Annotated in this window: 22 protein-coding genes and 1 pseudogene; 10 read left to right on the top strand and 13 right to left on the bottom strand. The window is 70.7% G+C overall.

Annotated elements, in window-relative coordinates:
• Positions 1-5: 5 nt before the first annotated feature.
• The 5 genes and pseudogenes from ACI792_RS17670 to ACI792_RS17650 all read right to left on the bottom strand — a co-directional run bounded on the left by ACI792_RS17670 (position 6) and on the right by ACI792_RS17650 (position 8,845).
• Positions 6-1,322, bottom strand: coding sequence for a hypothetical protein (locus ACI792_RS17670; RefSeq protein WP_456603748.1), 1,317 nt, complete (start codon positions 1,320-1,322; stop codon positions 6-8).
• The gene (locus ACI792_RS17665; RefSeq protein WP_456603747.1) at positions 1,319-3,391 is read right to left on the bottom strand and encodes a sensor histidine kinase; all 2,073 of its coding nucleotides are present in this window, start codon (positions 3,389-3,391) and stop codon (positions 1,319-1,321) included. Before ACI792_RS17665 ends, ACI792_RS17670 begins: the two co-directional genes overlap by 4 nt.
• Positions 3,392-3,593: 202 nt before the next feature.
• Positions 3,594-4,309: pseudogene (locus tag ACI792_RS17660) on the bottom strand (enoyl-CoA hydratase/isomerase family protein).
• 155 nt (positions 4,310-4,464) lie between these two features.
• Complete coding sequence (locus ACI792_RS17655) at positions 4,465-7,746, bottom strand: TM0106 family RecB-like putative nuclease (protein ID WP_456603746.1); 3,282 nt, start codon at positions 7,744-7,746, stop codon at positions 4,465-4,467.
• Positions 7,747-8,497: 751 nt separating this feature from the next.
• A complete protein-coding gene (locus ACI792_RS17650; RefSeq protein WP_456603745.1) occupies positions 8,498-8,845 on the bottom strand; it encodes a nucleotide pyrophosphohydrolase in 348 nt (115 codons plus the stop codon).
• A gap of 128 nt (positions 8,846-8,973) precedes the next feature.
• Between ACI792_RS17650 and ACI792_RS17645 the strand changes: the two genes are divergently transcribed.
• Positions 8,974-10,848, top strand: a complete 1,875-nt coding sequence (locus ACI792_RS17645; protein WP_456603744.1) for a DNA/RNA helicase domain-containing protein — start codon at positions 8,974-8,976, stop codon at positions 10,846-10,848.
• Positions 10,849-10,899: 51 nt separating this feature from the next.
• The gene (locus tag ACI792_RS17640; RefSeq protein WP_456603743.1) at positions 10,900-11,811 is read left to right on the top strand and encodes a phosphorothioated DNA-binding restriction endonuclease; all 912 of its coding nucleotides are present in this window, start codon (positions 10,900-10,902) and stop codon (positions 11,809-11,811) included.
• On the opposite strand, the gene ACI792_RS17635 is transcribed toward ACI792_RS17640, so the two are convergent.
• The 4 genes from ACI792_RS17635 to ACI792_RS17620 form a co-directional block, all read right to left on the bottom strand.
• Positions 11,794-12,315, bottom strand: a complete 522-nt coding sequence (locus tag ACI792_RS17635) for a hypothetical protein (protein ID WP_456603742.1) — start codon at positions 12,313-12,315, stop codon at positions 11,794-11,796. The genes ACI792_RS17640 and ACI792_RS17635 overlap by 18 nt on opposite strands.
• Positions 12,316-12,395: 80 nt before the next feature.
• A complete protein-coding gene (locus ACI792_RS17630; RefSeq protein ID WP_456603741.1) occupies positions 12,396-13,160 on the bottom strand; it encodes an endonuclease/exonuclease/phosphatase family protein in 765 nt (254 codons plus the stop codon).
• Positions 13,161-13,165: 5 nt separating this feature from the next.
• Complete coding sequence (locus tag ACI792_RS17625) at positions 13,166-14,038, bottom strand: hypothetical protein (RefSeq protein ID WP_456603740.1); 873 nt, start codon at positions 14,036-14,038, stop codon at positions 13,166-13,168.
• A gap of 150 nt (positions 14,039-14,188) precedes the next feature.
• Positions 14,189-14,422 (bottom strand): hypothetical protein, encoded by a 234-nt coding sequence (locus ACI792_RS17620; RefSeq protein WP_456603739.1) that lies wholly within the window; start codon positions 14,420-14,422, stop codon positions 14,189-14,191.
• 452 nt (positions 14,423-14,874) lie between these two features.
• Between ACI792_RS17620 and ACI792_RS17615 the strand changes: the two genes are divergently transcribed.
• Positions 14,875-15,891 (top strand): patatin-like phospholipase family protein, encoded by a 1,017-nt coding sequence (locus ACI792_RS17615; RefSeq protein WP_456603738.1) that lies wholly within the window; start codon positions 14,875-14,877, stop codon positions 15,889-15,891.
• A gap of 87 nt (positions 15,892-15,978) precedes the next feature.
• Here ACI792_RS17615 and ACI792_RS17610 read toward each other — a convergent pair whose 3' ends face one another.
• The 3 genes from ACI792_RS17610 to ACI792_RS17600 all read right to left on the bottom strand — a co-directional run bounded on the left by ACI792_RS17610 (position 15,979) and on the right by ACI792_RS17600 (position 18,133).
• Positions 15,979-16,698: an alanyl-tRNA editing protein gene (locus tag ACI792_RS17610; protein WP_456603737.1), complete on the bottom strand. Its 720-nt coding sequence runs from the start codon at positions 16,696-16,698 to the stop codon at positions 15,979-15,981.
• 112 nt (positions 16,699-16,810) lie between these two features.
• Positions 16,811-17,188 (bottom strand): YybH family protein, encoded by a 378-nt coding sequence (locus tag ACI792_RS17605; RefSeq protein ID WP_456603736.1) that lies wholly within the window; start codon positions 17,186-17,188, stop codon positions 16,811-16,813.
• Between the two features lie 192 nt (positions 17,189-17,380).
• Complete coding sequence (locus ACI792_RS17600) at positions 17,381-18,133, bottom strand: hypothetical protein (protein WP_456603735.1); 753 nt, start codon at positions 18,131-18,133, stop codon at positions 17,381-17,383.
• Positions 18,134-18,250: 117 nt separating this feature from the next.
• On the opposite strand from ACI792_RS17600, the gene ACI792_RS17595 reads away from it, so the two are divergent.
• The 4 genes from ACI792_RS17595 (at position 18,251) to ACI792_RS17580 (ending at position 21,205) form a co-directional block, all read left to right on the top strand.
• On the top strand, positions 18,251-19,573 hold the full coding sequence (locus ACI792_RS17595; RefSeq protein ID WP_456603734.1) for an ABC1 kinase family protein: 1,323 nt from the start codon (positions 18,251-18,253) through the stop codon (positions 19,571-19,573).
• Between the two features lie 257 nt (positions 19,574-19,830).
• Positions 19,831-20,454 carry an antibiotic biosynthesis monooxygenase gene (locus ACI792_RS17590; protein ID WP_456603733.1) on the top strand — a complete coding sequence of 208 codons (624 nt, stop codon included), beginning with the start codon at positions 19,831-19,833 and terminating at the stop codon, positions 20,452-20,454.
• Between the two features lie 260 nt (positions 20,455-20,714).
• Positions 20,715-20,948, top strand: a complete 234-nt coding sequence (locus tag ACI792_RS17585; protein ID WP_456603732.1) for a hypothetical protein — start codon at positions 20,715-20,717, stop codon at positions 20,946-20,948.
• Between the two features lie 50 nt (positions 20,949-20,998).
• Positions 20,999-21,205: a tautomerase family protein gene (locus ACI792_RS17580; RefSeq protein ID WP_456603731.1), complete on the top strand. Its 207-nt coding sequence runs from the start codon at positions 20,999-21,001 to the stop codon at positions 21,203-21,205.
• A 21-nt stretch (positions 21,206-21,226) separates the two neighbouring features.
• Here the strand turns inward: ACI792_RS17580 and ACI792_RS17575 are convergent, their stop codons facing one another.
• Positions 21,227-21,613 carry a hypothetical protein gene (locus ACI792_RS17575; RefSeq protein ID WP_456579863.1) on the bottom strand — a complete coding sequence of 129 codons (387 nt, stop codon included), beginning with the start codon at positions 21,611-21,613 and terminating at the stop codon, positions 21,227-21,229.
• Positions 21,614-21,760: 147 nt separating this feature from the next.
• Between ACI792_RS17575 and ACI792_RS17570 the strand changes: the two genes are divergently transcribed.
• The 3 genes from ACI792_RS17570 to ACI792_RS17560 all read left to right on the top strand — a co-directional run bounded on the left by ACI792_RS17570 (position 21,761) and on the right by ACI792_RS17560 (position 24,822).
• On the top strand, positions 21,761-22,561 hold the full coding sequence (locus tag ACI792_RS17570; protein WP_456603730.1) for an alpha/beta fold hydrolase: 801 nt from the start codon (positions 21,761-21,763) through the stop codon (positions 22,559-22,561).
• Positions 22,562-22,569: 8 nt separating this feature from the next.
• The gene (locus ACI792_RS17565; protein WP_456603729.1) at positions 22,570-23,457 is read left to right on the top strand and encodes an alpha/beta fold hydrolase; all 888 of its coding nucleotides are present in this window, start codon (positions 22,570-22,572) and stop codon (positions 23,455-23,457) included.
• 120 nt (positions 23,458-23,577) lie between these two features.
• Complete coding sequence (locus ACI792_RS17560; RefSeq protein ID WP_456603728.1) at positions 23,578-24,822, top strand: MFS transporter; 1,245 nt, start codon at positions 23,578-23,580, stop codon at positions 24,820-24,822.
• The last annotated feature ends 8 nt before the right edge of the window (positions 24,823-24,830 follow it).

Raw genomic sequence — 24,830 nt, 5'->3', positions numbered from 1 at the left:
GCAGTCTAGTTCTGGTCGTCCACCTCCGAGGCTTGCCGCTCTCGAAGACCACCCAAGACCCAGTCAACGTCCGGGTCGTCCAGTCCGATCCGACCGATATACCCAAGGTAACGACTCAGAAGCGCTTGCGCATAGGGAGGATTCAGGGAAGCGATCAGTGCGTAACCTCCCAGCGTCTCACTAGGGGGAGCCGCTATGCGCTGTAGGTCGACAAGTAGATCCGGTATTTCTAAGAACGCGGGGAGGTGGAAGTAGCGGTCCCTCGAACCCCGCAGAATGTCCTTGATCTCGCCTAATGACTCATTCGCCCGACGCTGGATAGATTTGCGCTCTTCCTTGCGCTCCCTACTGAACCCACCCCGAGGCTCCGGCTCGCCCTCAAGTGCCCGGCTCGCCCGATCGGCCTCCTGCCAATCCTTGAAAACCGGCACGTCGAAGAGCGGGCGCGCCTCGGCCAGCAACAGTCGCTCGGCTTTGCGTCGACCATCTTTGCGCTGGACCAAGTCGCAAGCTGGGGTCAGAAGGACATACCAGGTGCCATCTTCGCCTCGCACGATGTCGCCCGTGCTGTGTTCTGACGTCATAGGCGGCAACACGTACATCCGACTGGGATGCCATTTGCGGGACTGGGACTGCGCAGATTGCAGACTTTCTTGAAGAACAGCAGGTGTACCGTCTTCCAGCGACTTGGCGAGTCGGCCGACCAGCAAGTAGCCAAGTTCCTCGCGAGGCGCGTCGCCATAGGAGCTCCACCTCGGGCCTACGTGCTCCCAGAGATACTGCCGCATCACCTCGCGCACGTGGTCGCCCAGCGCGCGCACCACGGAGGGCAGCCCACTAGCGAAGGCCGCGGCCACAGCGTCCGCCGCCGCCTCGCTCCCTCTCCCCTTACTTGTCACTTGCACGAGTGGAGGTTCATCTTGATCCTCCACTCGCCCCTCCACGGCAGTGAAGAAGACGACTGGAAGAAATCGCACAGCTTTGAGCTGCTCAAAGATGTGGACGCCACGGTCCTCGTCAGGTGTGCTGCCTGGCGCCCTGCCCTCATCGCGTACGTCCAGCACAGCGACGTCCACAGTTCGCGTCAGGAGAACAGCCAATGCCTCTGAGAAGGAGGAAACCTGGACGACGTCGGGCGTACCCCCATCGGGGGCGCAGGGTCGCGATGCGACTTCCGCGGCAGTATCCCGAAGGTAGTCGGGGTCGTCGTCGACGATTAGCACAGTCCAAGGGGGGATCGGTGTGCGCGAGCCATGCGTTGCAAGCCCGGCAGTCGGCAAACCTCGGCCCTCGAGAGCGACAGCATCGTCCATCTCAGTCACGCCCGCCTCCGGAAGGTGGCACGGAAGGTGGCTCCGCCAAGCTCGCTGTCTAGCAATGCAAGGTCTCCGTCGTAATAGTCAGCGAGAAGCTCGCCGACAATTGCTAGTCCGAGTCCCGTCCCCTCTGGTTTCGTGGAGAAGTACGGCTCGAAGATGAGATCGCGGATTTCCTCCGGGACACCGGGTCCTGTGTCGCTCACGGTAACAGCGACCTGGCCGTGCTCCGGCTTTGAGACATCCACCCGCACAAGTCGCCGTTTACCCTCAGGCATCTGCCCCACCCAGTACAGTGCGTTATCAACGAGATTTACGACGACATCTTGAATTTCCACTGGGTCGATCGTCACCCTACTTCCGGAGCCTTGAACGATGACGTCGGCACCCACCTTCTGAGCCCTATATGCAAGGACGCCCAAGCTTTCCTTAATTGCCTCCTCGAGGATAAGCTCCTTAGGTCGTCCACGGCGCCGTCCACCGAAGGGAGCGATACGACGAAAGACGGTCGCGAGAACCTCCGCCTGGGTGGTTACCGACTGCGCCGCGGACTTTAGCGTCTCATCCCGTTCCGTCGAAGCAGGACTACTCAGACCGCGCTCGATGGTGCGGATGCGATTGCGGATCAGCCCGACAGCGTGTTGCCCCTGGTGGATCACGTCATCAACCAAGCGACCAAGGGTCGCGAGACGCGTGTAGCGCGCTAACACCTCCTTTACCTTCGAGATGTTCTCGTCGATCTCCTTCTCGCGCTTCGTCACCATTGCCACGAGTTCGCGGTCGTCCTTATGGCGGACAGCGACGGCTTGGGCGATGTCGGAGATCCGCAAGTCCTCGAACAACCGAGTCCCTGTTCTAGCGGGGTCCGGCTTTGTCTCAGACCGCCGATACGCGAATCGTCGGTGTTCCAGCTCGTTGATTATGTCGATCACGGCACCAACAAGGGTGTCGTACGCGGGCCCCTCGATGAGGCCCTCCCGGTTCGTCTGATCCCGCAAGCCCGGATTCTGTTCGTGGCTGATAAATACTTCGCCCACTATTTGGTTATTACTGATCCTGAGACTGGGATTATTGATGCGTCGCTTGTCCAGTCCCAACCAGTCGTCGCCTGGTTCACCGAAAGGCAGAACGCGGAAGCCGTCCCTGTAAACACTGACGCCGCTAGCATCATCTAAGAGCCGCCCAAACTCCCTGGGGCTTAGGTCCTCGCCTGCCTGTCGAGCCATGGCGGCCCTATCTCTGTCCCAGACTCGAAGTTCCATGGAGAACGGTCCGCACTTGATTGTTCCATCCTCACGGAACCACTCCGGAACCGCGGCGCGCAGGTCTCGTCTAACCACCTGCTCGGCGGATGCGACTTTGACAAGGATCTCGGCAATACCGTTTTCGTCTACCGTGGCGATCAGCGAGTAAGGGGAATGCTTCAATTCTTCCGGCGCGGCGACTGGACCGCTCAGGTCTCCCCACTCTACTGGAGCTTCCTCTAGAATTAAGGTGATGGAGAACTCTTGATGCGTTCCAGGTATGCGCAGGGACACGAGCCGGGACAAGTCTCGCCTTAGGTCGTAGGCGTCCTGGTACGACCATGTGCTGGAGAGATTCGTCAATTCGATCAACGTTCCATGGTCGGCGGTCGCTTCTCCCGCAGACGCCCAGACAACTGATGCGTCGCCGGTCGGCGTGATGGTTTGAGGGACTCGGGACGACCAGTCGACGGGAATTTCGTCAAGGAATCTGTCTGGGTTACGAAAATCGTCCCAGTTGAGTTCCATGACTACTTCGGCGTCCTCGCCGCGGCGGCGACTGACGAGGCGCATTCGGTCTGCGAGCCGAGCGGCGGCGAAACGGCCAATCCCCTTCTCGCCCAGCACTCGACGGCCGCGCCCTTCGGACTGGCGCTGCCGCGCGCGATGCGGGGTTGCAATCTCAAGCCAGGTGGTCCGAAGCGTGTCGGCCGTCATGCCATGGCCATCGTCCAACACTTGAAGGCATCCGTCGCCTTGCTGGAGCGGACCGATCAGCCGGACGACTACTCGATCGGCGTCTGCGTCGTAGGCATTCTTCACAAGCTCCACGACCGCGACACGCTCGCTACTGATCAGATCCGTGCCGATTGTGTGAAGTAGACGGGCACGGGGTCTCAGCGCCCCGGTGCTTCCAGATCGCTCCGACACAGATCCTCCAAATCGCCCTGACTGACGCAGCCTGCGAGGCCAGTGAAACCTAACGTGTGGGGCTGTCTAGGCTGGGGAGGCACGATGTGGGGGGTATCCCTTCTCAGACTTGCTGAGATGGGGAAGGTTCAGCCGAACGGCGCATGGACCACATCTGGGCGGGGCGCTCGGACTGCATGGCGACGTCCCAGGAAGCCGCGCCGTTGACGACCTCCTTGCGGAAGTTGCCCACCGCCACGCGGGCGAGTTCGGGGTCGGCCGCCACACGCTGCGCCAGCTCGATCGCACGGCCCTCGACGGCGGCGTCGTCCAGCGACTCCCAGGCCAGCCCGAGCTCGAGGGCCTTGTCGCCGTTGATCTCCTCGCCGAACAGCGCCATCGCCGCCGCCGCCTCGCGGCCGATCAGCCGCGACAGGATGACGAAGTGCCCGCCACCGGGGTGCATGCCGCGCTTGAGGAAGCCCGCCAGCAGCCGCGCCTCACGGGCGATGATCCGCAGGTCGGTCGCCAGCAGCATGTTCATGCCCGCGCCCACCGCCGACCCCTGCACCGCCGCCACCGCGGCACCTTCACCTGGCCCAGGCGGTAGAAGGAGTCGTAGATCTTCCCCATGCCCTCGTAGGCGTCCGGCGCCGCCGGGTCCTTGCCGGCCGAGGTCAGCGTCGCCACGTCGCCGCCCGCGCAGAACGACTCGCCGACACCGCGGATGACCAGCGCGCCGACCTCCGGCTTGGCGTCCACCTCGTCGAACGTGGCGATGAGCTCGTCGGCCATCCCGGGCGTCAGCGCGTTGCGCCGGTCGGGCGCGTTGAGCGTCACGATCGCGACGCCGCCGTCCACCTCGAGCTGAACCTCACCGGTACCGGTCACGAGCCCACCAACCTGGCGAGCGGACCGGCCCCAGCGCCGACCCGCACTTCAACTGCCCGGCATCACACCACGGGCCCGCACGAGCCCGCGCACCGCCGTCGGGATCAGACGACGTTCGCCGACTCCACCAGCCGGCACAGCGCGTTGACCCGCCGAAGCTGCTCCGGCGTGCGGACCGGCGCGTCGAGCAGGAGCGGGCTGAGCACCACGACGGCCAGCGCCTGTGCCCGCGACACCGCCACGTTGAGCCGGTTCAGGTCGTAGAGGAACGACACGCCCCGCGGTGCGTCGTCGGCGCTCGTGCTCGTCATCGAGTAGAGGACCACCGGCGCCTCCTGACCCTGGAACTTGTCCACGGTGCCGACCCGCGCCCCGTCCGGCAGCGCCGCCTTGATCAGCGCGACCTGGGCGTTGTAGGGGGCCACGACCAGCACGTCCCCCGGCCCGATCGGCGCCTCCTCCCCCAGGTGATTCCGCCACCTCGAGCCCTGCACCGACCGCCACAGCCGCGCGACGGCGTCGGCCTCCTGCTGGCACTTGTCCGCCGCCGTCAGCACGTGCTCCACCGGGTGCACCCGCAACCCGCTGCCGGTGAGCAGCCCCTCCCCCAGCACCGCCACCCGCTCGCGCCCGTCCGCCGCCTCCAGCCGGCCCTCGTAGGCCAGGTCGGAGACGAACGCCGTCAGCGAGGGGTGCATCCGGTACGAGCGGTGGAGAAACACCCCGCGGTCGGCCGGGATGGTCGGGTGGCCGTCGAGCAGGTGCTCAAGCGCCGAAGCCCCGGAGCCGCCCGGGTGCACCGCCTGGGTCGGCTGGGCCAGCTGCTGCGGGTCGCCCAGCAGCACCATCGACCGCGCCCCCCGCGCCACGGCGACGGCGTTCGCGAGCGAGAACTGCCCGGCCTCGTCGACCACGAGCACGTCGACCGCCTCGGCCACATCGGCCCGGGTCCAGAACCACGCCGTTCCGCCGACCAGCCGGGCGCTGCCGTCCGCCAGCGCCCGCGCCACGAAGACGTTGTCCTTCGACCACGCCACACCGTCCGCGCCGCAGTGCTGGTGCTCCTCGCACTTCTGCAGAGCCGGCCGCCCCACCGCCTTGAGCAGGTTGCCGATGACCGCGTGGGATGTCGCCGTGACGCCGACCTTCTTCCCGGCGTCCAGCAGCTCCCGGATCAGCGCGGCCGCGGCCGTCGTCTTCCCACTGCCCGGCGGCCCCTGAATCGCCAGCACCTCGCCGTCCAGCGCCAGGCCCAGCCTCACGATGGCGTCCGTCGTCGTCTCACCCTCACGCAGCCGCGTTCCCGCGGAAACGCGGCGCTCCACCAGCGCCTGCCCGAGGCAGTCCCGGCCGGCGAGCACGTCCTCGCCGGTGTCCGCGATTGCCGCCCGCAGGCCCGCGGTGTTGAGCGGCCCACCGGGCCCGAGCCCGCGCGGCTGCGGCGGCTCGGCGGCCGTCGTCTTCAGCACCAGCCGCCCAGCCGCGGCGTCCAGCTCGAACACCGTGCCGACCTTCTTTGCGGTGTCCACGTCGAACGCCTCGTCACCGGCGGAGAGCTTCGTGTCCTGCACCGGGAACATGTACTCGTACAGCGAGCTCTTCTTCTCCGGCCCGAGGTAGCGGACGAAGGTCAGGCCGCCCAGCGCCGTCCCGTCCCGCTCCAGCTCCTCGGCGTCGAGGTCCTGCAGCCGGTAGACCTCCCACCACGCCGGCCGGTCCTCGCGGCGGTGCCAGCCGACGAGGTCGCCCAGCAGCTCGTGCCCGGCCGCGTGCAGCCGGTCGGTCAGCTCCTGCTCGGCGGCCTGCGCCTCGGTCACCTTCGCGTCCGGCGCCACCACCGAGACCGAGGGCCGCGGCAACGGCCCGTGCAGCGCCTCCAGCTCGGCGCGCTGCTGCTCCAGCCAGTCGTGCAGCTCGCGGGTCGAGTCGACGTCGTCCTTGTTGTAGGCCTCGATGCCGTCCAGCCGCGCCTGGTCGCCGTCCTCGAGCCAGGCCTCGTACTCCAGAACGCTGCCCAGCGCGCTGGCCACCGAGCCCTCGTGCGAGCGCCCGTAGAACGCCTCGACCTTCTTGATCGAGTACGACTCCTTGCTGATCCGCATCGACTGCCGGACGACGGGATAGAGGTCGACGAACCGCTCCTCGCGGAGCAGCTGGTCGAGTTCCGCCTCGCGGACGCCGTAGCCGCCGGTCAGCTTCTTGAGCGCGGTCACCTCGTAGGGCGCGTAGTGGTAGACGTGCATCGCCGGGTCGGCCTGCACCGCCGAGACGATCCGGTCGACGAGGTCGGCGACCAGCTGCTTCTCCGCCAAGCGGTCGTGCGCCCACAGCGCGGTGAAATCGCCGGCCCGGTCACCGATGCCGGCGAGGTACTCGATGCCCGCGCCGTCCTCGAACCAGGGATCGCCCTCGAAGTCGAGGTACAGGTCGCCGGGGCTCGGCGTCGGCAGCCGGAGCAGCCCCAGGCCGTCGACCGGGTCGAGCAGCGTCCGCGACGACTCCCCCGTCGTCCGCTCCTTCAGCTGCTCGGCCGCCTGCTGCTGCAGCCGGTTGCGCGCATCGGCGCCGATGCCCGACGCCGCGAGCTGCTCCGGCGACGCCGTGGCCAGCGCCGCCAGCGTCGGGATGCCCGCCGCACGGAGGGCATCCCGGTGGTCGCCGCGCATGAAGGCGACCAGGCCCAGGTCGTCGGCCTCGCGGAGCTCGGTCGTGCACTTCTCCGCCCAGCGGCACTGATCGCAGTAGGAGATCGGCGCGGGACCGGTCGACGGCGGAGCGGCGGTGAACACCTCCAGCCGGGCCCGCGCGGGGCGGGCGTACGCGGCGACGTCGACCAGCCGCCACGGACGCGAGACGCCGTCGCCGGTGACGACGTGGATCCCGCGCGGCGCCACGCCCTGCAGCACGGTGAGCCGCTCGGCGTAGGTCGCCATCTGCAGCAGCGCGGCGACCTTCAGCTTCCGAGCGAGCTTGGTGTCGGCGATCTCGTATGACCAGCCGCCGAAGGACGACGGCACCTCGACCCGGAGCAGGAAGTCGGCCTGCCCGCCCCAGGCGCCGTCGAAGAAGGTCCCCTGGTAGACGACGTCGACGCCGCTGCGCATCGCCTCGACCGTCTCGGCCTCCGCCCGGCGGCGACCGGCCGCGTCGAAGACGGTGTCGATCTCGGCGACGGTCTTCCCGGCAGCCCGCAGCGACTCCAGGTACTTCTTCTCGTGGGCCACGCCGCGGTCGAAGACCAGCTGCAGCTCGTCGGTCGTCTCGGCCTCCGGCGCCGCCCACTCCCCCGCGGCGACGCCGAGGTCGAGCCGGGTCAGGTGCCGGCACTCCTGGTGGTGGGTCAGGTCGGTCGGGCTGAGCACCAGCCGTCCGTCGAGTCGCTGCATCGCCTCGTGCCTCCCGATCGCTGTCGCCGTCGGCAGACTGCCGGACGTGACCGCTCCCCACCCTGCCTGGCACCAGGAGTAGCGGAGACCAATGACACGACTGCGGTCATCCCGACGCCGGTGGCCGAGTTGTCACCCGGTCGGGCGTCCCAGCTCGATGGTCGCTCCGAGTGATCCGCCAGATCGGCGGCGTCCTCAGCTGCCCGTCCGGGCGACAGCGATGCCGGGCCAGCCGGCGCCCGGCCGGAAGGTCCCGCGATGCGACGCCTGGGCGGCTACCGGGCGCGGTGTGACGACGACCCACAGGGCGGGCACCTCTGCGTCTGCCTGACCCCTCACTCCGCGGGGAGGCAGCGTGTCCCGGCACCACCGTTCGCAGTCGGCGAGCAGATTGCCGGTCCGGAGCGGGCGAGGTGCCCCGTCCGATGACGTGCCGAACAAGTTCCAGCCTCCTCCGAGATGGATGCGGTCCCGAGATCCACCCCCGCTGCACGGCTGCGCTAGACAAGGAGAGCCACCGGTCGACGGAACCCGCAGGCGAGCCGGTAACGCCCGGAAGACGGGCGAGGACGTATCCCCAACGGTAGGCGACGCCCCCGCTCCCGCCCCGGACCGCGACCCTCGGCGTGCCTCTGAGCGCCGCCGGGTCGAGGGGCCGCTCCAGCTGGATGGCAACGCTCTCCGGACCCGTCGGGGGCACGCGGCGCTGTCAAGCTTCACCAGTCGAGCGACTGAGTCCCGTCCGGTCCGGTCAAGGACGACGGGGGGCCTTGCCGTGGTGGTCAGCGACCGGATACCGATCCCTGTTCGACTGGAGCTTCGCGCGTGCTGCCCCAGGCAGATCGACGCCAGTCACATCTGCCAGTCGAAGAAGGTAGAGGAGCACGTCGGCCAACTCCTCACCCAGACGGCCAGACAACTCAGGCCCTCGTGCCAGCGCCTCGACATCGGCCGCCGGGAGCCACTGCAGGAGCTCCGCGACCTCCCCGACCTCGCCTACGAGGGCGAGCGCAAGAGACTTCGGGTCGTGGAAGCGCGTCCAGTCGCGCTCCTGGCTGAACTGGCGCATCGCCTCGGTGAGCTCGCGGATGTCCGACACGGCGCCAGTATCGATCCACTGAGTCAGCGATCCGGCCCGTTACTGTCTCGGGAGCGGCTCGACAGGCTTCCGCACCCAGGACATGCCTCCACCCGCACGAATCGATTCGTGCTGCCTGGGGACTGTCCTTGCCACTGCTGCGCACCTCCGCGCGAGGTCTGGCCGACCTGTCGTCGGCCGGCCGCCTGAGCACCGTCCTCGCCGAGCAGATGTCCTTCCAGATGAAGCGTCGCGCCTCCGCCTCCGAGATGCGGTCCTGGGATTCCAGCCTCCGGGTGCTGGCCTCCGACCTGCTCCAGGCCGGTCTGGAGAACGTCGAGGTGCTGCTGGAGTACCAGCTGCCCCTGAGCAGCAAGCGCATCGACGCCATCCTGGCCGGACGTCATCCGCGGCGGGACGCCCCGTCGTACGTCGTGCTCGAGCTGAAGCAGTGGACGGACGCCCAGCTCTTCGAGGACGACGCCGAACTCGTGGTCCAGCCGACCTACGGACGCCGGCCGATCCTCCACCCGGTCGCCCAGGTGCGCGCATACGGCGAGTACCTGCTGGACTTCGTCGCCTCGCTGCACGGGGCGACGGACGTGCTGGCCGGCGCCGCCTACCTGCACAACGCGACGCACAACCAGGTCGGCGAGCTCTACAACTACCCGCAGGACGAGCTCGGCCGCCTGTTCACCCAGCAGAGCCGCGGGGAGTTTCTCGACTTCCTCCGCAGCCGGCTGGCGCCCAGCGACGGCAGCCACTACGCCGACCGCCTGCTGCACTCGACCATCGCCCCGAGCAAGCAGCTCATGCAGGTGGCGGCGCTCGAGATCCAGCACCGCGAGCAGTTCGTGCTGCTCGACGAACAACGCGTGGCCTTCGACCTGGTCCTCCACGAGGTCGAGAAGGCCAGGGGAGGCGACCACAAGAGCGTTGTCGTCGTCAGCGGCGGACCGGGCAGCGGGAAGAGCGTCATCGCCCTCTCACTGCTCGGCGAGCTGAACAGGCGTGGCCGGACGGCCATCCATGCGACGGGATCACGGTCGTTCACCCAGACCCTGCGCAAGGTGGCCGGCAAAGGCTCCCGCCAGGTGCAGTCGCTGTTCAAGTACTTCAACAGCTTCATGGACGCCGACAGGAACGGCTTCGACGTCCTCATCGCCGACGAGGCGCACCGACTTCGGGAGACCTCGGCCAACCGATGGACGAAGGCGGAGTTCCGCACCGACAAGCGGCAGGTCGACGAGCTCATCGACGCGGCGCGCGTGCCGGTGTTCCTGCTCGACCAGAACCAGGTCGTGCGCCCCGGTGAGCTCGGCACCGTACAGGACATCGAGAAGGCCGCCCGCGAGCGCGGGCTCGACGTGCACCACGTCGACCTGAGCACCCAGTACCGGTGCGGCGGCTCGGAGGCCTACATCGACTGGGTCGAACGGCTCCTCGGATTGAGGCCGGGCGGGCCGGTCCCCTGGACCGGGGACGAGAACTTCGAGGTCCGCGTCGCGGCTTCTCCCTCGGCGATGGAGACGGAATTGCGGCGGTACCTGGACGAGAACTACGGCGCGCGCATGGCCGCCGGCTACTGCTGGCCGTGGAGTGACCCCCAGAAGGACGGGTCGCTGGTACCGGACGTGCGCATCGGGGACTGGCAGCGTCCGTGGAACCTCAAAGGTGAGCGATCAGTCGGCGGCGCGCCACCGTCGGCCCTGTGGGCGAGCGATCCGGCCGGCTTCGGCCAGGTCGGCTGCGTCTACACCGCGCAGGGCTTCGAGTACGACTGGAACGGCGTCCTGATCGGTCCCGACCTCGTCTGGCGCACCGACCGCTGGGTCGCCGTCCGCTCGAACAACAAGGACCCCGATTTCCGCAACCGTTCCAAGGTCAGCGACCAGGAGTTCGACGCCCTGGTCCGCAACGTCTACAAGGTCCTCCTGAGCCGGGGCATGCGCGGAACGCTGCTCTTCTCCACCGACCCCGAGACCCAGGCGCTCCTCCAGCGACTGGTGCCGGCAACGGCCTGATCCTGCGGGTCGATCCGCGGGGAGCGGCTGTCCGGCAGGGAGAGTGCTCGCATGCCATCGGCGAACCCGGCGCTGGACGAGGTAATGGAGCGGCTGGCTTCGCTCCGTCAGCATGAGCGCGATGGTCGTCGCTCTCCGCACAAGCCGCTGCTGGTCCTACTGGCTCTCGGCCGACTCGCGAACGAGGGATCCAGCCGCGTCCCGTGGTCGGTCGCCGAGGAACGGCTCGCGGATCTGATCGCCGAATTCGGACCGCCGTCCGGGACAGGTCGCGCGCAGAGCGCCGCCTATCCGTTCACCCGTCTCCGCAGGGACGGCGTCTGGACCTTGGACAGAGACGTCCCGGACGACCGCGTGAGCCCCCTGCGCACTGGCGTCACCGGGCAGCTCGAGAGCAGCCTCGAACGCCTGCTGCGTGCGCAGCCCGCACTGGTGTCGAGCGCCGCACGGACCCTGGTGAACGCCCACTTCCCGTCCACGATCGCACCGGACGTGCTGCTCGCTGTCGGGCTGGACCCCGAGCTCGTCGACGACGATGCCGGCGGAGCGCCGCTACCGAAGGGCGAACGACGACGCAGCCACACCTGGCCGGCAGCCGTCCTGGAGGCGTGGGACCGGCAATGCGCGTTCTGCGGCTTCGACGGCCAGGCGGGAGGCGTGCCGGTAGGGTTGGAGGCCGCCCACATCCGCTGGTTCAAGCTGGACGGCCCCGACTCGCTCGACAACGGGCTGGCCCTCTGCTCGCTGCACCACAAGCTGTTCGACCGCGGGATGCTCGGGCTGGACGACGACCTGGCGGTCGTGGTGTCCCAGCGCTTCTCCGCCCGGACGACGCAGGGACGCGCGATCTACAACCTCCACGGCCGTCGACTGTCCCCACGTCCCGGCACGACCTTGCCTGCGGAGAGGCACGTCGTGTGGCACCGGGAGCAGGTCTTCCACGGATCACCCCTGGAGGTCTGACGACCGTGGTTCCCACGCCGCATGCACGGCTTCTGCCAGGCCGTTGTGCGACACCGCCTTGCCGGCCAGGGCCTCCACCCGGGACAGCGCCAGGCTCTTTTGACCTGTCTCCTCGACGGTTCGGCGCGGCAGGACCCAGTACGTCCACTGCGCCAGGTCGAGCGGATCGTACGAGGCGTGATCTCGAGTGGTCACGAGGGCAAAGACGTAGACGTCGGCGTTGTAGGTCGCCGAGGTCGCGTAACCCGCCGTCTCGTCCCACGTGCGCCCGTTCAGCCCGCCGAACCGGATCGACGACGGCCGAGCCTGCGCCCACGCCTGCACGTAGGCACTGGACTTGACCTCCACGCGGATGCCGTCCGGTGTGACGACGTCGTAGGCATCCCACTCGATCCGTGGCCTGCTTTCGGCGCCCAGAGCCTGTGCGACCAGGAACTCGGCGAGCATCGGACGGACCGTGTTCGCGCGCAGGTCCGACAGCGCCCAGGCCCAGAAGTCCCGCACCGTCCCCGTCGATCCTTGGATCGGTTCGTCTCCCCGCAACAGACGGGTGGGCGGTGGCTGGAGTCGGGGAACCGCGGAGATCACGGCGCCGGCACCTCAACGTCCACGACGTAGCAGTCGTGGTAATCGCTCAGTCCGGTCGCATCCAGGCGCCTGGCATCGCGCACCGTCCAGGACATTGGCACGGCGATGTGGTCGATGCTTAGGGCCCCGTCCCGTCGATGTGACAGCGCAGCCGTGGGCACCTGCAGGCCCAACTCCCTGACAGCTGCGACGACGTGACCACGCCCGCCAAGAGAACCCGCGGTTTCCTCGCCCGAGAGGGCGTGGTTCCAGTCTCCGCCCCACACGAGGTCCTGGCGCGGCAATTCCTGCAGGAGCACATCAACGGCGTACTGCGTCCGTCCGGAGTGCATGTTGGGGCGGGGCCTCGCTCCGGGCCAGGTCGGCTCACCGCCCGAGCCTTGCCACGGCAAGATTGACGAGCAGTACGTGATGCCGTCGACGACCGCGGCGGCGCTCGCGACGTGCGGGTCCGGCAGAGGCGTCAGCGGCGCTCGGCTGAAGACAGCCGCCCAGTTTCGGCGCGCAGCCACCCGCGCGTTCCCGCGGTGCATGCAGTAGTCGGGCAACTGGACCGCCTCGTTGACCTCCGTCAACAGCCAGACGTCGCAGTCGGCGTCCAGCAGCAGGTCGCGCCAGCCGGGCTTCAGCCAGCCCGCCATGTTCCACGTGCCGATGCGCACGCCCGAAGAGTTCGACGGCACCTGCTGGGCACCGGGAACGGCACGAAGTGCGCCCATCACGTCATGGGCTCCGTCGGTCGGGTCATTGCGCAGCTCCACGGTGGTCAGCCGACCTGCTCGTCGCTCTGCTCCTCGACCCCGCGGCGACGGAACGCCCGCCCGGCGATGCCGCTGGAGAGCTTGCCTGTCACCGACTTCGCTCGGCCGAAGGTCTCGGTGCCGAGGTACTTGGCAGCACCGGACCCCTCTGCCCCCGTCGCGAGCACGGTGTCCCTGGCCTCCGTGGCCGCGGCCGACCAGGCCTTCGCCTCCACCGACTCGCCACCGAACTCGATCCCGAGACTCCCGCGGAAGTCCGCGACGACGAGCGCGACGTGTTCCCTGGACCGCACGATGGCCGGGGACTGGATCGGGTTCAGCAGCACCTTCGCGTTGGCCGTGCCAGCAGCCGCATCCATCCGGGCCACCAGTTCCTCCGTGCACTGCGAGATGGTCTCGAGGCGCTTCTGCCGGACGGCCTTCAGTCCGAGACGGTGCCCGTCCAGATCGTCTGGAGCCACCTCCAGGACGCAGTCGAGCTCGAGCACCGCGATGGCGTCCTGGAGCTGGAAGCACCGAGCGAGGACGGCGAGCCACTCCTGAGCCTTGGACTCGGCCTCCTTGGCCGACTTGGCCAGATCGGCGACGCTCGTCCCGCGCTCCAGCTTCTCCGCGAGTGCATCGAGCTGGCGCAGCGCGTAGGCCTGAGTCCGCCCGATCGTCGCCGATGAGGCCTGCACCTTTGACCACGTGACCTCGTTGACCCGGCCCCCGTGCTCGCGGAGCGTCATGGCCTCGTCGATGTCGAAGCCCACCCCGATCATGTCTGCGAGGACGGCGTCCTCGTGGGCGCGGAGCACGTCATCGAGCTTCCGGTCAATCGTGGCGAGGTACTTGGTGATCTCGTCCATGGTCTGCTTCATCGCGAGCTGCGCCATCATCCCCGCAGCACCGGTCAGCAGGGCCGGGTTCGGCGCGACGGACCCGGGCGCCTTCACGGACTGGAGGAACTAGCCGACCTGGCCCACGCCCTTGCCCTGCGTCACCGCACCGGTGCTGAGGCCCGACGTCGCACTCTTCTTCAGCCCCTAGACCAGGTGCTTGGACTCCTTGGTCAGCTTCACCCAGCGACCCGCCATGTCCGCGACCTCGGGATACAGCTCAGCGACCTTCGCGCCGGTCGCGAAGGCGGCCGCGAGACGAGGCAGGTTGAGGTCCTCCGACGCCAGCCGCTCGGCGGCGAGGAAGAGATCGACGGCTGTCGGGCTACCGATGACCGCCACGCCGTCGCCGTCGCTGATCAGCTGAATCTCGTGGTCCATCGTCGACTCTCCTCGAGCGTGGGCAGGGAGAGCAACGCTCGTTCCCCCCGCATGGAGGCACCTCGATGGAGACCGAAGGCGCACCAGGCGGTTCGGCCGAATCGTTCATCGCCCGAAAGCCGTGGTGTGCGGACACTAACGACGCGGAGCGTTTCCGCTGGGATGCGCAGAGGTGTCCAGCACCGGCTGACGCAGCACGCCACTCGCGTCCCGCCGATAGCTGACGTCACGCGTCCGAACCGCACCGGCATCGTCCGCACCGGTGGTCGAGCGAGCCGTTCGCAGGCGCATCCGCCGCAGCGAGCTCCCTGTCCCGGCGGCCGCGATCAAGGGCATCTCCGCCAGGGCGACCCGGCCCCCCACCCCGCCGGCGCGGCCGGTTCTGACCGCGGCACCGCGCCGCCCACCCAGCCGCAGAGCGGCAACGCCCGGGGGCGGTCCTACGGTGAGGCATGACCTCGCCGCGCCCCCTGCCGGCCGACCTGGTGCTCGAGGGCGGCGGCGTCAAGGGCATCGCGCTCACGGGCGCCGCCGTCGAACTGCTGGGCCGGTACCGGTTCGAGCGGGTGGCGGGCTCCTCGGCGGGCGCCGTCCTCGCCGCCTTCCTCGCCGCTGGCCTCTCCGCCGACGGGATCCGGGCGGCGGCGGCCCGGCTGGAGTACGACCGCATCCCGGACTCCTGGGCGCCGGTGCCCCTGCTGGCGCCGGCGGCCGGGCTGCTGCTCCGGTCGGGGCTGCACCCGGGCCGCTACATCACCGAGTGGGTGCGCCGGGAGCTGGCCGAGCTCGGCATCGTGACGTTCGGGGATCTGCGCCGCGAGGACCCCGGCGACGACCCCGCGCTGGAGCCGTGGCAGCGCTACCGCCTGGTGGTGACGGCGACCGACGTCACCCGGGGCCGGCTGCTGCGCCTGCCGTGGGACTACCGCGAGTACGGCCTGGACCCCGACCGCCAGCCGGTGGCCGAGGCCGTCCGTGCGTCGCTGGCGATCCCCTACTTCTTCGCCCCCCGGAGCCTGCGGGACCCGCGCACGGGGCGGCGGTCGACCCTGGTGGACGGCGGGGTGCTGTCCAACTTCCCGATCGAGATCTTCGACCGCACGGACGCGGCCACCCCGCGCTGGCCGACCTTCGGCGTGGGCGTGGGCGACACGCTCGCCGACGAGGACGTCTCGGTGTTCGGCGGCCGGCACCTGCTGCCGCCGCTGCGGCTGCTGGACTCCCTGGTCGCCACCACGGTCACCGGGCGGGACCGCACCTACCTGGCCACCCCCTGCGTTCGCCGCCGGGCCTTCTCGATCGGCACGGTCGGCACCGGGCTCACCGAGTTCGACATCGACGCGGCCGAACGGGCCCGGCTGATCGCGTCCGGTGAACGGGCCGCGCGCGAGTTCCTGGCCCGCTGGGACTGGGGCACCTACCTGCGCGAGTGCCGCGGCGTCGCCCTCCCCCCGGCGCCGCCGGCGTAGCAGTCCCGCGAGAACAGGTCACGGGCGCGACCACGGCGCCGAGGGCGGCGGTCTGGGTCACCGGCGGACCCAAGCGGAAGCCCTGCGTCAGACGATCCGGATCCGCAGCCGCCGGAAGCCCCGGCCCTTGTTCTCCATCTTGGTCACCTCGACCCGACCCACCATCGACGTCGAAGCGACGTGCGTGCCGCCGTCCGCCTGGGTGTCCAGACCCACGATGTCGACGATCCGCACCGTCTCGATGTCGGGCGGCAGCAGGTTGGTCGCCGTCCGGATGATGTCCGGGATGGCGAACGCCTCCTCGCGCGGCAGCACCGACACCTGGATCGGCCGGTCCCTCTCGATCTCCGCGTTCACCGCGGCAGCCACCCGGTCCTTGAAGTCGGCGGGGACCTCAACCAGGTCGAAGTCCATCCGTGCCGACAGCGGCTCCATGTTGCCGCCGGTCACCAGTGCCCCGAAGTCGCGGAACACCACGCCGCATAGCACGTGCAGCCCCGAGTGCGTGCGCATCAGCGCCGTCCGCCGCTCGTCGTCCAGCGCCCCGCGGACCGCGGTCCCCACCGGGGGCAGTGGATCCTCCGGAGCGGGGATCAGGTAGAGCTCGTCGCCCTTGCGGGTCCCGACGATCCGCGTGCGGACCCCGCCCCACAGCAGCACGCCCTCGTCCGGCGGCTGTCCGCCGCCGCCCGGGTAGAACGCCGACCGGTCCAGCACGATGCCCTGCTCGGGGTCGCTCGCCAGGACGGCGGCGTCCCAGGAGCGCACCGACGCATCGTCCAGGTCGAGTCGGTGGGTGTGCAGCATGCCGCTCATCGTGCCTGCACCGGCCGGCTCCTGGCCGCGGACCATCCGCGGTATCGGGCGCCGTCCGCGCCCGGTGAGCTCCGACGACCCCCGGGAGTGCGCGGCTCGAGCGCTACGGCTGCTGCGGCGGGGAGTCGGAGTTCCAGATGTCGAGGCCCATGCGCCACCCACCGTCGGGCTGCCGGCGATGGACGACGACGTAGCTGCCGTTGTCGACGACGTCGGCACCCACACGCATCTCGTACTGCCCCTCCTCGACCGCGAGGTCGTCCCTCTCGTCGAGCGACACGGTCTTCAGGACGGCGCCGGTGACCCCCATCTCCAGGACGCCTGCCCAGAACTGCTCGATCCCCTCGCCGGTGACCACCGGCGAGCCCGGCGGCATGATCTTGGCGTCCGGCGCGTAGACCGACGCGATCAGCGCGGCGTCCCCGGTCTCCACCCCCTTCATGAACGTGGCGTTCCCGGCATCGATGTCACTCCGGCTCATGGCCTCCCCCTCGCATCCGAGGACAGCAGCGTCGCGACGGCGGGGCGGCCCGGTCAACGCATGCGGAGGTCGTGACACGCCGGCATGGGGGCTGCGAGCGCTGCGCGCCCCCGCGGTGACCGGGCGTCTGGACGGCGTGCGTACCCGGCCGGTGACCCGCCCCTCAGCCTGCAGGACGCGCCTCGGCCAGGATCAGGCCGCGTCGAGCCGGTAGAGCGCGGTGTGGTGCACCTGCAGCACCGGCTCGTCGCCGGCCAGCACCAGCGCGTCGTAGCGGACCTCGTCGTGGCGTCCACGCCGGCCCACGTCGGTGACCCGCCCGTGCGCGGTCAGCTCCACCGGCAACCGGGCGGCGCCGAGGAAGCGGCAGTCGCTGGACGTGTGGATCCACGGCCCCAGGGCGACGTTCTGCATGAGCAGCTCGTTGACCAGCCGCAGCAGCAGCCCGGGATGGACCAAGCCCTCCTGCCGGTACAGCTCCAGGGGCTCGCCGATCGCATCCAGGTACCAGTCGTTGCGCTCCGCGGTGCCGGCCTCGGAGACGCTGCCCATCGGACCGACGACCGGGTCGGTCAGGAGCTCGCGCGGCGCGGGCACCGGGGCGTACCCGGCGAGATCAAGGCGGTCCGCGCCGAGCCCGGCCGAGCCGACGCACCGCACCTCCCCGGACGGGCCGCTCACCGTCAGCCGGCCGTCCGCCGGGTCGACCAGCAGCTCGTCGCCGTCGTAGGTGGGCCGCCGGAAGCGCAGGTCGATCCGGCCCCGGGAGAGCCACTCGGCTCCCCAGGCCGCCACCAGCGGCGTCGTCGTGCGGGCGAACAGCTCGACGCCGGGGACCAGCGCCCCGGCGAAGCCGTACCGCCGCGCGATGTCGTCCTCGTGGATCTTGTTGGTCGACTCCTCGACGACGTGGGCCACGAAGCGGTGCGGTTCAGGAGCGGTCACATCGCCGGATGCTGCCGTGAAGGTCCGCCCACGTCGACACGGAGCCCGCTGCGGCGGCGCGACGCGTTCAGCAGCCGAGGCGGCTCCGGGACCACCGCCCGGCGCTACCGTCCCTCCGTGGACCCCGACCCGACGGAGGGCCGGCCGCCGCCCAGCCGCCTGGGCCGCATGGCCCGCCTCGCCGCGCTCCCTGCCGCGCACGCGGGGCGCACCGCCGTCGGGCTGGGAAAGCGGATCGGGGGGCGTCCCGCCGACGCGGTCGCAGCGCAGGTGCAGCAACGCACCGCGGCGCAGCTGTTCGCCACGCTCGGCCAGCTCAAGGGCGGCGCCATGAAGGTCGGCCAGGCGATGTCGGCGATGGAGGCCGCGTTGCCCGAGCAGCTGGTCGGCCCCTACCGCGAGGCACTGGTCCGGCTGCAGGAGGCGGCCCCGCCCATGCCGACGGCGATGGTCCACGCTCAGCTCGACCGCGCCTTCCCCGGCGGCTGGGAACGACACCTGCACGACTTCGACGACCGGCACGTCGCGGCGGCCAGCGTCGGCCAGGTGCACCGCGCGACCTGGTCCGACGGCACCCCGGTCGCGGTGAAGATCCAGTACCCGGGCGCCGGCGAGGCGCTGGTCGCCGACATCGGCATGCTGCAACCCCTGGCCCCGGTGATCCACACAGCCATGCCCGACCTCGACGCCCGGGAGCTGATCGCCGAGCTGCGGACCCGCCTGGTCGAGGAGCTCGACTACGCCCGCGAGGCCGACAACCAGACCGCCTTCGCCGCCGCCTACCGCGACGACCCCGACATCGCCGTTCCCGAGGTGCTCGCCGCCGAGGACGTCGTGCTGGTCACCCGCTGGCTCGACGGGACCCCTCTGTCGCAGGTGATCGCCACCGGCACCCCGGACGACCGCGACCGCGCCGGGCTGCTCCTGGTACGCCTGCTCCTCTCCGCCCCCGTCCGCGCCCGCCGGCTCCACGGCGACCCCCACCCCGGCAACTTCCGGCTGCTGCCCGACGGACGGCTCGGCGTCCTCGACTTCGGCGCCACCGAGCCGCTGCCGACCGGCTGGCCGTCCCGGCTCGGCCCGCTGCTGGCCGCCGGCCGCGACCGGGACACGCCGGCGCTGCACCGCATCGCCACCGACGCCGGCCTGCTGCAGCCGGCCAGGGTCGACCCGGCCGCGCTGATGGCGCTGCTCGATCCCTATCTCGAGCCGCTGCGCGCGTCCGGGTACCGCTTCACGCGTAGCTGGCTGCAGGAGCAGACAAGGCGGGCCTCCGATCCGCTCACCAGCGCCGCCCGCACCCAGCGCCGGCTGAGCATCCCCGCTCGCCATCTGCTGCTCCAGCGAGTCACCACGGGCCTCGTGGGCGTGCTGTGCTCGCTGGGCGCCACGGTTCCCGTGGACGAGGAGGCTCGGCGGTGGCTGCCGGGATACGACTGAGCCGACCACGTATGCACCGGGCGGTCGGACTGCGTGCCGTTCACTGCGCTGACCACCTGTCCGCCTGCTCCAGCCGCGCCTCGCAGGCCGGGCCGTCGACGAAGGCCACCGGTAAGGGGGCAAGCGCTCGGCATCCTCGAAGCGAGCCAGGACACTGCCCGCGCTCGCTCCAGTTGACAGCGGTCGGCGCTTGGGCACTATGACCTGGGGCGACGCCGTCGGGGCGCCGCGCGCCTGTCCCCGGAAGGGAGGGCGTCATGCACGCCCGATCCACCACGATCACCGCCGACCCGAACCGCATCGACGCCGGCATCGCCGACGTCCGCGACAACGTCATGTCCGCCGTCAGCGGCATGGAGGGCTACGTCGGGCTGTCGATGCTGTGCGACCGCGACTCCGGCCGCTGCATCGTCACCACGGCCTGGGAGAACGAGGAGGCGATGGCCGCGACCCGCGAGGCGGTCCTCCGGATGCGCGAGCAGGCGACGGAGCAGTTCGGCGCGGAAGCGCCCGAGGTGCGCGAGTGGGAGATCGCCGCGATGCACCGGCTGCACCCCGCGGGTGACAACTCCTGCGCCCGGGTCACCTGGTCCCGCGTCGACCCGGCCAGAATCGACAAGGTCCTCGACGTCTTCCGCACCGACCTCATCCCGCGGATGGACGAGATGCCCGGCTTCTGCAGCCTCAGCCTGATGCTCGACCGGCAGACCGGCGACAACTCCCTCACCGCCGTCTACACCGACCGCCGCGCCCTGGAGGCGACCCGCCAGCGAGCCATGTACATCCGCGACGAGTTCCGCCGGGCATTGCGCATGTCGGCCACGGACGTGGCCGAGTTCGACGTCGTCCTGCACCACCTGCGCGTCCCCGAGTTGGTCTGACCCGCACCGGCTGCTCACCGCACCGGCGACAGCCGCCTCGGCGGATCCCGGGTCCGGCGGGTGCCAGGCCTTCGGCCAGGGCGTCAGCACGCTGGCCAACACGGTCTTTCCGGAGGGTCAGTTCGGCGAGAACGCATCCACGGTGGCGACGTCGGGGCCGCGAGCCTTCCCGGAGGTGATCGTCCACCCGGAGCAGGACGCCGCCTGCCCGTAGGGCACCACCGGTCATGCAGTCCCGGCCGCCCGCCGATGAGGCAGCCATGACCAGTCGACATGTCGGTCCTGCGGAAGCGGCGCACGCGGCGGCGGCCAGCGCCATCCAGGAGCTCTACGACGAGGCCCTCCGCCACCTCGACGAGTTGGCTCGCTCCCTGGAGTCAGCCGCCCCGGCGGCGCAGGAGGCCGGCGAGCCGCAGGAGCCCCACACCGATGCGGTTCACGCGACCCTGGAGCTCCCCCGCCGGCTGCTCTCGCCGGTGGCCGACGCGGCTTGACCCCACCGCGCCGAGTGGTCGTCCGCGGCCGGCTGGGTTAGGGATGCCTCATGCCCTTCATCCAGATCACCATGATCGCCGGCCGCACCGAGGAGCAGAAGCGCGACCTGCTCGCCGCGGTCAGCCAGGCCACGACCGACAGCATCGGCGCTCCGCCGGAGACGGTGCGGGCCTGGATCGTCGAGGTGCCGCCCACCGACATCGCGGTGGCCGGCGAGACGCATGCGGAGCGCCGCGCGAAGGCCGACCAGACCTGAGGTGCCGGACGCCGGGGTGCTTCAGTCGTCCAGCGAGCGGATCCACAGCGCCGCCGCGCCGTAGGCCAGCGAGCTGACGACGGCGCGCGTGGTGGTCCGGCCGCCGGCCTTCCCCGCGGTCGCCAGCGCGGTCAGCGTGTCGAGCGCGTTCATCGCCGCGACCGCCATCAGCCCGCGGTCGACCTCCTCGTCGGTCTTCGCGGTCAGCGCCAGGGCGGAGACCACGAGCGCGCGGCTGCCGAAGAGCCGCTGCAGCTGCAGCCCCGACGGCGTCACCGGGACGCCGTAGCCGTTCGCCACCTTGCGCGGCGCCAGGACGCTGATCGCCCCGAACGCGACCCCCACCGCACCCAGCGCCTGCGCCATCGACTTCTTCGACGTCTCCGCCGCGGTCTTCTTCTTGGCCATCGTCAACTCCCAGAACGAAGAGGGACGGCGTGCGCTCACCGCCACCGGCCACTCAACCAGCGGCGTCCCCGACCCGCAGCGCGAGCGACCCCGCCCGCGGCTAGCGTCCGAGCCATGACCGTCCGGCCGACCCGCGACCGGTAGACCGTGCCCGTCGAGCTGCAGCACCGCGCCACCCCGTGGGGCGTGATGCGCAGCCGCGTGGCCGGCACCCCGCGGCCGGGCGTCCCCGAGGTCGTCGTCGTCCACGGGCTGGCGGTGGCCGACTACCTGGAGCCCGCCGTCCGCGAGCTCGGCACCTGGACCCGCGCCCACCTGGTCGAGCTGCCCGGTTTCTCCGGCAGCGCCGACCCGCCGCGGCCCATGGACGTGGCCGACCACGCCGACGCCGTCGTCGAGTGGCTGGCCGCGAGTGAGATGACCGACGTCGTCCTCGTCGGGCACTCCAGCGGCACCCAGGTCGCCGCGCACGTCGCCGTCCGGGACCCCGACCGGGTGAGGGCGCTGGTCCTCGCCAGCCCGACCATCGACCCCGCCTACCGCAGCATGCGCCGGGTCCTGCTCGCCTGGCGCCGCAACCACGAACTCGAGCCGCCCGACCTCGACGTCGCCCACACCCCCGACCGCCGGCGCGCCGGGCTGCGCCGGGTCCGCCACGCCCTCGCCGTCCACCTCCGCGACCGACTCGAGGACACCGTCGAGCGCGTCCCCCAGCCGGTGCTCGTCCTGCACGGCGACCGCGACCGCCTCTGCACCGAGGCCTGGGCTCGCGAGCTGGGCGAGCGGGCCAGGGACGGCCGGTTCCGCAGCGTCCCCGGCGCGCACAGCTTCGTCTGGACGGCGCCGCACGCCTGGTCCACCCCGATCGCCGAGCTCGCCGGCGTCCCGACGATTGACCCCCAGCGACCCGGCCGCCACGATGACCCGACCGCCGACCGAGAACCGTGAGGGACACCATGAGCAGCACGGAGACGATCCAGATCCCCCACCTCGGTGGCTCGACCATCGGTCACCGGTTCGGCAAGGCCTACGACCCGTCGCTCCCGACGCTGGTGATGGTCAACTCCTTCACCACCTCCGTCGAGCTGTACCGGCCGCAGTTCGCCGACGAGCAGCTCTCCGCCACCGCCAACCTGCTCGCGATCGAGCCCTACGGGCACGGGCAGACCCGCGCCACCTACCGGCAGTACACCTACTGGGACACCGCCATCGCCGGGCTCCAGGTGCTCGACGCACTCGGCATCCCCGACGCGTTCGTCCTGGGCACTTCGCAGGGCGGCTGGATCGCGGCCCGCATGGCGATGCTGGCCCCCGACCGGATCAAGGGCATCGTCCCGCTCGGCACCTCGATGGACTTCGAGAGCGAGCGCAGCCGCGAGCTGGGCTGCTGGAACGGCGTCGAGTTCTGCACCCCCGCCATCGACGCCCTCGCCCAGCCCGTCGGCGACGACTGGGTCGTCCCGACCGAGCTCGTCGACGCCACCCTCGCCGAGGGCATGGGCGACGACGTCCCGGACGACGAGCGCGCCTTCTGGCACGAGACCCACCAGCAGAACTACACCGGCGACGCCGGGCGCGAGCGGCTCCGGATCAGCAGCATCAACCTGCGCGACCGGGACGGCCTGCACGGCCGGCTGGACAGCGTCCGGTGCCCCGTCCTGTGGATGCACGGCACGGCCGACCGGGTCTACTCCGTGGAGAACGCCGTGGACGAGATCAAGCTGTTCGTCGACAGCGCTCACGCCGAGCTCCGCGTCGTCGACGGCGGCCAGCACTTCCTCAGCGCCACCCACCCCGAGGTCGTGAACCCCGCGACGGTCGAGTTCATCGACCGCTGGAAGTAGCGGCGTCGGCGGGTCACCGCGCTAGGCTCGCGGGCGTTCCGAACGTCCGTGTGTAACTACCTGCTGCCGGCCCCGCCGGCGGATCAAGGCGGCACGCCCCGATCCGCAGCAGCAGAGGTCATGTTCCGCACGCGCCCCACCGACTCCGCGGTCATCCGCTCCGCCGGTCTCTCCTACTTCCCGCTCGCGTTCGTCGCGCGGCTCCCCTTCGCGATGATGATCGTCGGGGTCCTCACCCTGGTCGTCGCCGAGCGCGGCTCGGTCACCCTCGGCGGGCTCAACTCCGCCGTCGCGGGCATCGGCACCGCGTTCGCCGGCCCGCTCCTCGGTGCCGCGGCCGACCGGTTGGGCCAGCGCCGCGTGCTCGTCCCCGTGAGCCTGGTCCACGCGGCCCTGCTCGGCGCCTTCCCGCTGGTCGTCGCGAGCACCGCCGCCGACGCCGCCGTCCTCGCGCTCTCGGTGCTGATCGGCATGTCCGCCCCGCAGGTCGCCCCCATGTCCCGCACCCGCCTGATGGCGGTCATCCGCCGCTCGGTGCAGCGCGACCGCCGCCGGCGGGCGCTGGACGGCACCATGGCCTACGAGTCCGCCGCCGACGAGATGGTCTTCATCGTCGGACCGTTCCTCGTGGGGCTGCTGGCCACCGCGATCGCCCCGTGGGTCGCCATCGCCGGCGCCGCCGCCCTCACCCTCGTGTTCGTCACCGCCTTCGCGCTGCACCCCACCGGCCGGCTCCAGCCCGGCGCCCAGCACGGCAGGGCAGACCGGGCCCCCGCCCGCGAGCTGGCCCGCTTGCCGCTGCTCACCGTCGTCGCCGGCACCCTGGGCGTCGGCCTCTTCTTCGGCGCCACCCTCACCTCGCTCACCGGCTTCCTGGCCGCGGACGACGGCAGCGGCGAGCGGGCCGGCCTGCTCTACGGCGTCATGGGCATCGGGTCGGCCGTGCTGGCGCTGGGCACCGCGGCGCTCCCCCGGCGCTTCTCCCTGCGGGCGCGCTGGGCCACCTTCGGCACCCTGCTGCTCGCCGGCGCGATCCTCTACGCGACCGCGCGTTCGGTGCCGGCGCTCGTCGTCGCCCTCGCCGTCCTCGGCTGCGGGATCGGGCCGACGCTGGTCACCCTCTACAGCGTCGGCGCGCTGCTCAGCCCGGCCGGCCGCTCGGCCACCACCATGACGATGCTCAACTCCGCGGTCGTCGTCGGGCAGGCGCTCGCGGCCGCGGTGACCGGCGCCGTCGTCGACCGGCTCGGCGTGGGGACGGCGCTCGCCGCACCGGCGGTGGCCGCCGCGCTCGTGGTCGCCGCCGGCCTCACGCACCGCGCGCCCCGGACGCGCGTCGCGGAACGCGAGCTCGTGCCCGCCTGAACCCGGGC

Source organism: Blastococcus sp. SYSU DS0669 (assembly GCF_054050895.1).
Note: the sequence above shows the minus strand (reverse complement) of the source record. Positions and strands in the feature narration are given on the sequence as shown.

Bases quoted from the DNA above. Each gene is read 5' to 3' on its own strand.
- ACI792_RS17655 (WP_456603746.1), bottom strand. From the start codon at position 7,746: ATGCAGCGACTCGACGGACGGCTGGTGCTCAGCCCGACCGACCTGACC.
- ACI792_RS17640 (WP_456603743.1), top strand. From the start codon at position 10,900: ATGCCATCGGCGAACCCGGCGCTGGACGAGGTAATGGAGCGGCTGGCT.
- ACI792_RS17625 (WP_456603740.1), bottom strand. From the start codon at position 14,038: ATGGCGCAGCTCGCGATGAAGCAGACCATGGACGAGATCACCAAGTAC.
- ACI792_RS17620 (WP_456603739.1), bottom strand. From the start codon at position 14,422: ATGGACCACGAGATTCAGCTGATCAGCGACGGCGACGGCGTGGCGGTC.
- ACI792_RS17615 (WP_456603738.1), top strand. From the start codon at position 14,875: ATGACCTCGCCGCGCCCCCTGCCGGCCGACCTGGTGCTCGAGGGCGGC.
- ACI792_RS17610 (WP_456603737.1), bottom strand. From the start codon at position 16,698: ATGCTGCACACCCACCGACTCGACCTGGACGATGCGTCGGTGCGCTCC.
- ACI792_RS17605 (WP_456603736.1), bottom strand. From the start codon at position 17,188: ATGAGCCGGAGTGACATCGATGCCGGGAACGCCACGTTCATGAAGGGG.
- ACI792_RS17590 (WP_456603733.1), top strand. From the start codon at position 19,831: ATGCACGCCCGATCCACCACGATCACCGCCGACCCGAACCGCATCGAC.
- ACI792_RS17585 (WP_456603732.1), top strand. From the start codon at position 20,715: ATGACCAGTCGACATGTCGGTCCTGCGGAAGCGGCGCACGCGGCGGCG.
- ACI792_RS17580 (WP_456603731.1), top strand. From the start codon at position 20,999: ATGCCCTTCATCCAGATCACCATGATCGCCGGCCGCACCGAGGAGCAG.
- ACI792_RS17575 (WP_456579863.1), bottom strand. From the start codon at position 21,613: ATGGCCAAGAAGAAGACCGCGGCGGAGACGTCGAAGAAGTCGATGGCG.
- ACI792_RS17565 (WP_456603729.1), top strand. From the start codon at position 22,570: ATGAGCAGCACGGAGACGATCCAGATCCCCCACCTCGGTGGCTCGACC.
- ACI792_RS17560 (WP_456603728.1), top strand. From the start codon at position 23,578: ATGTTCCGCACGCGCCCCACCGACTCCGCGGTCATCCGCTCCGCCGGT.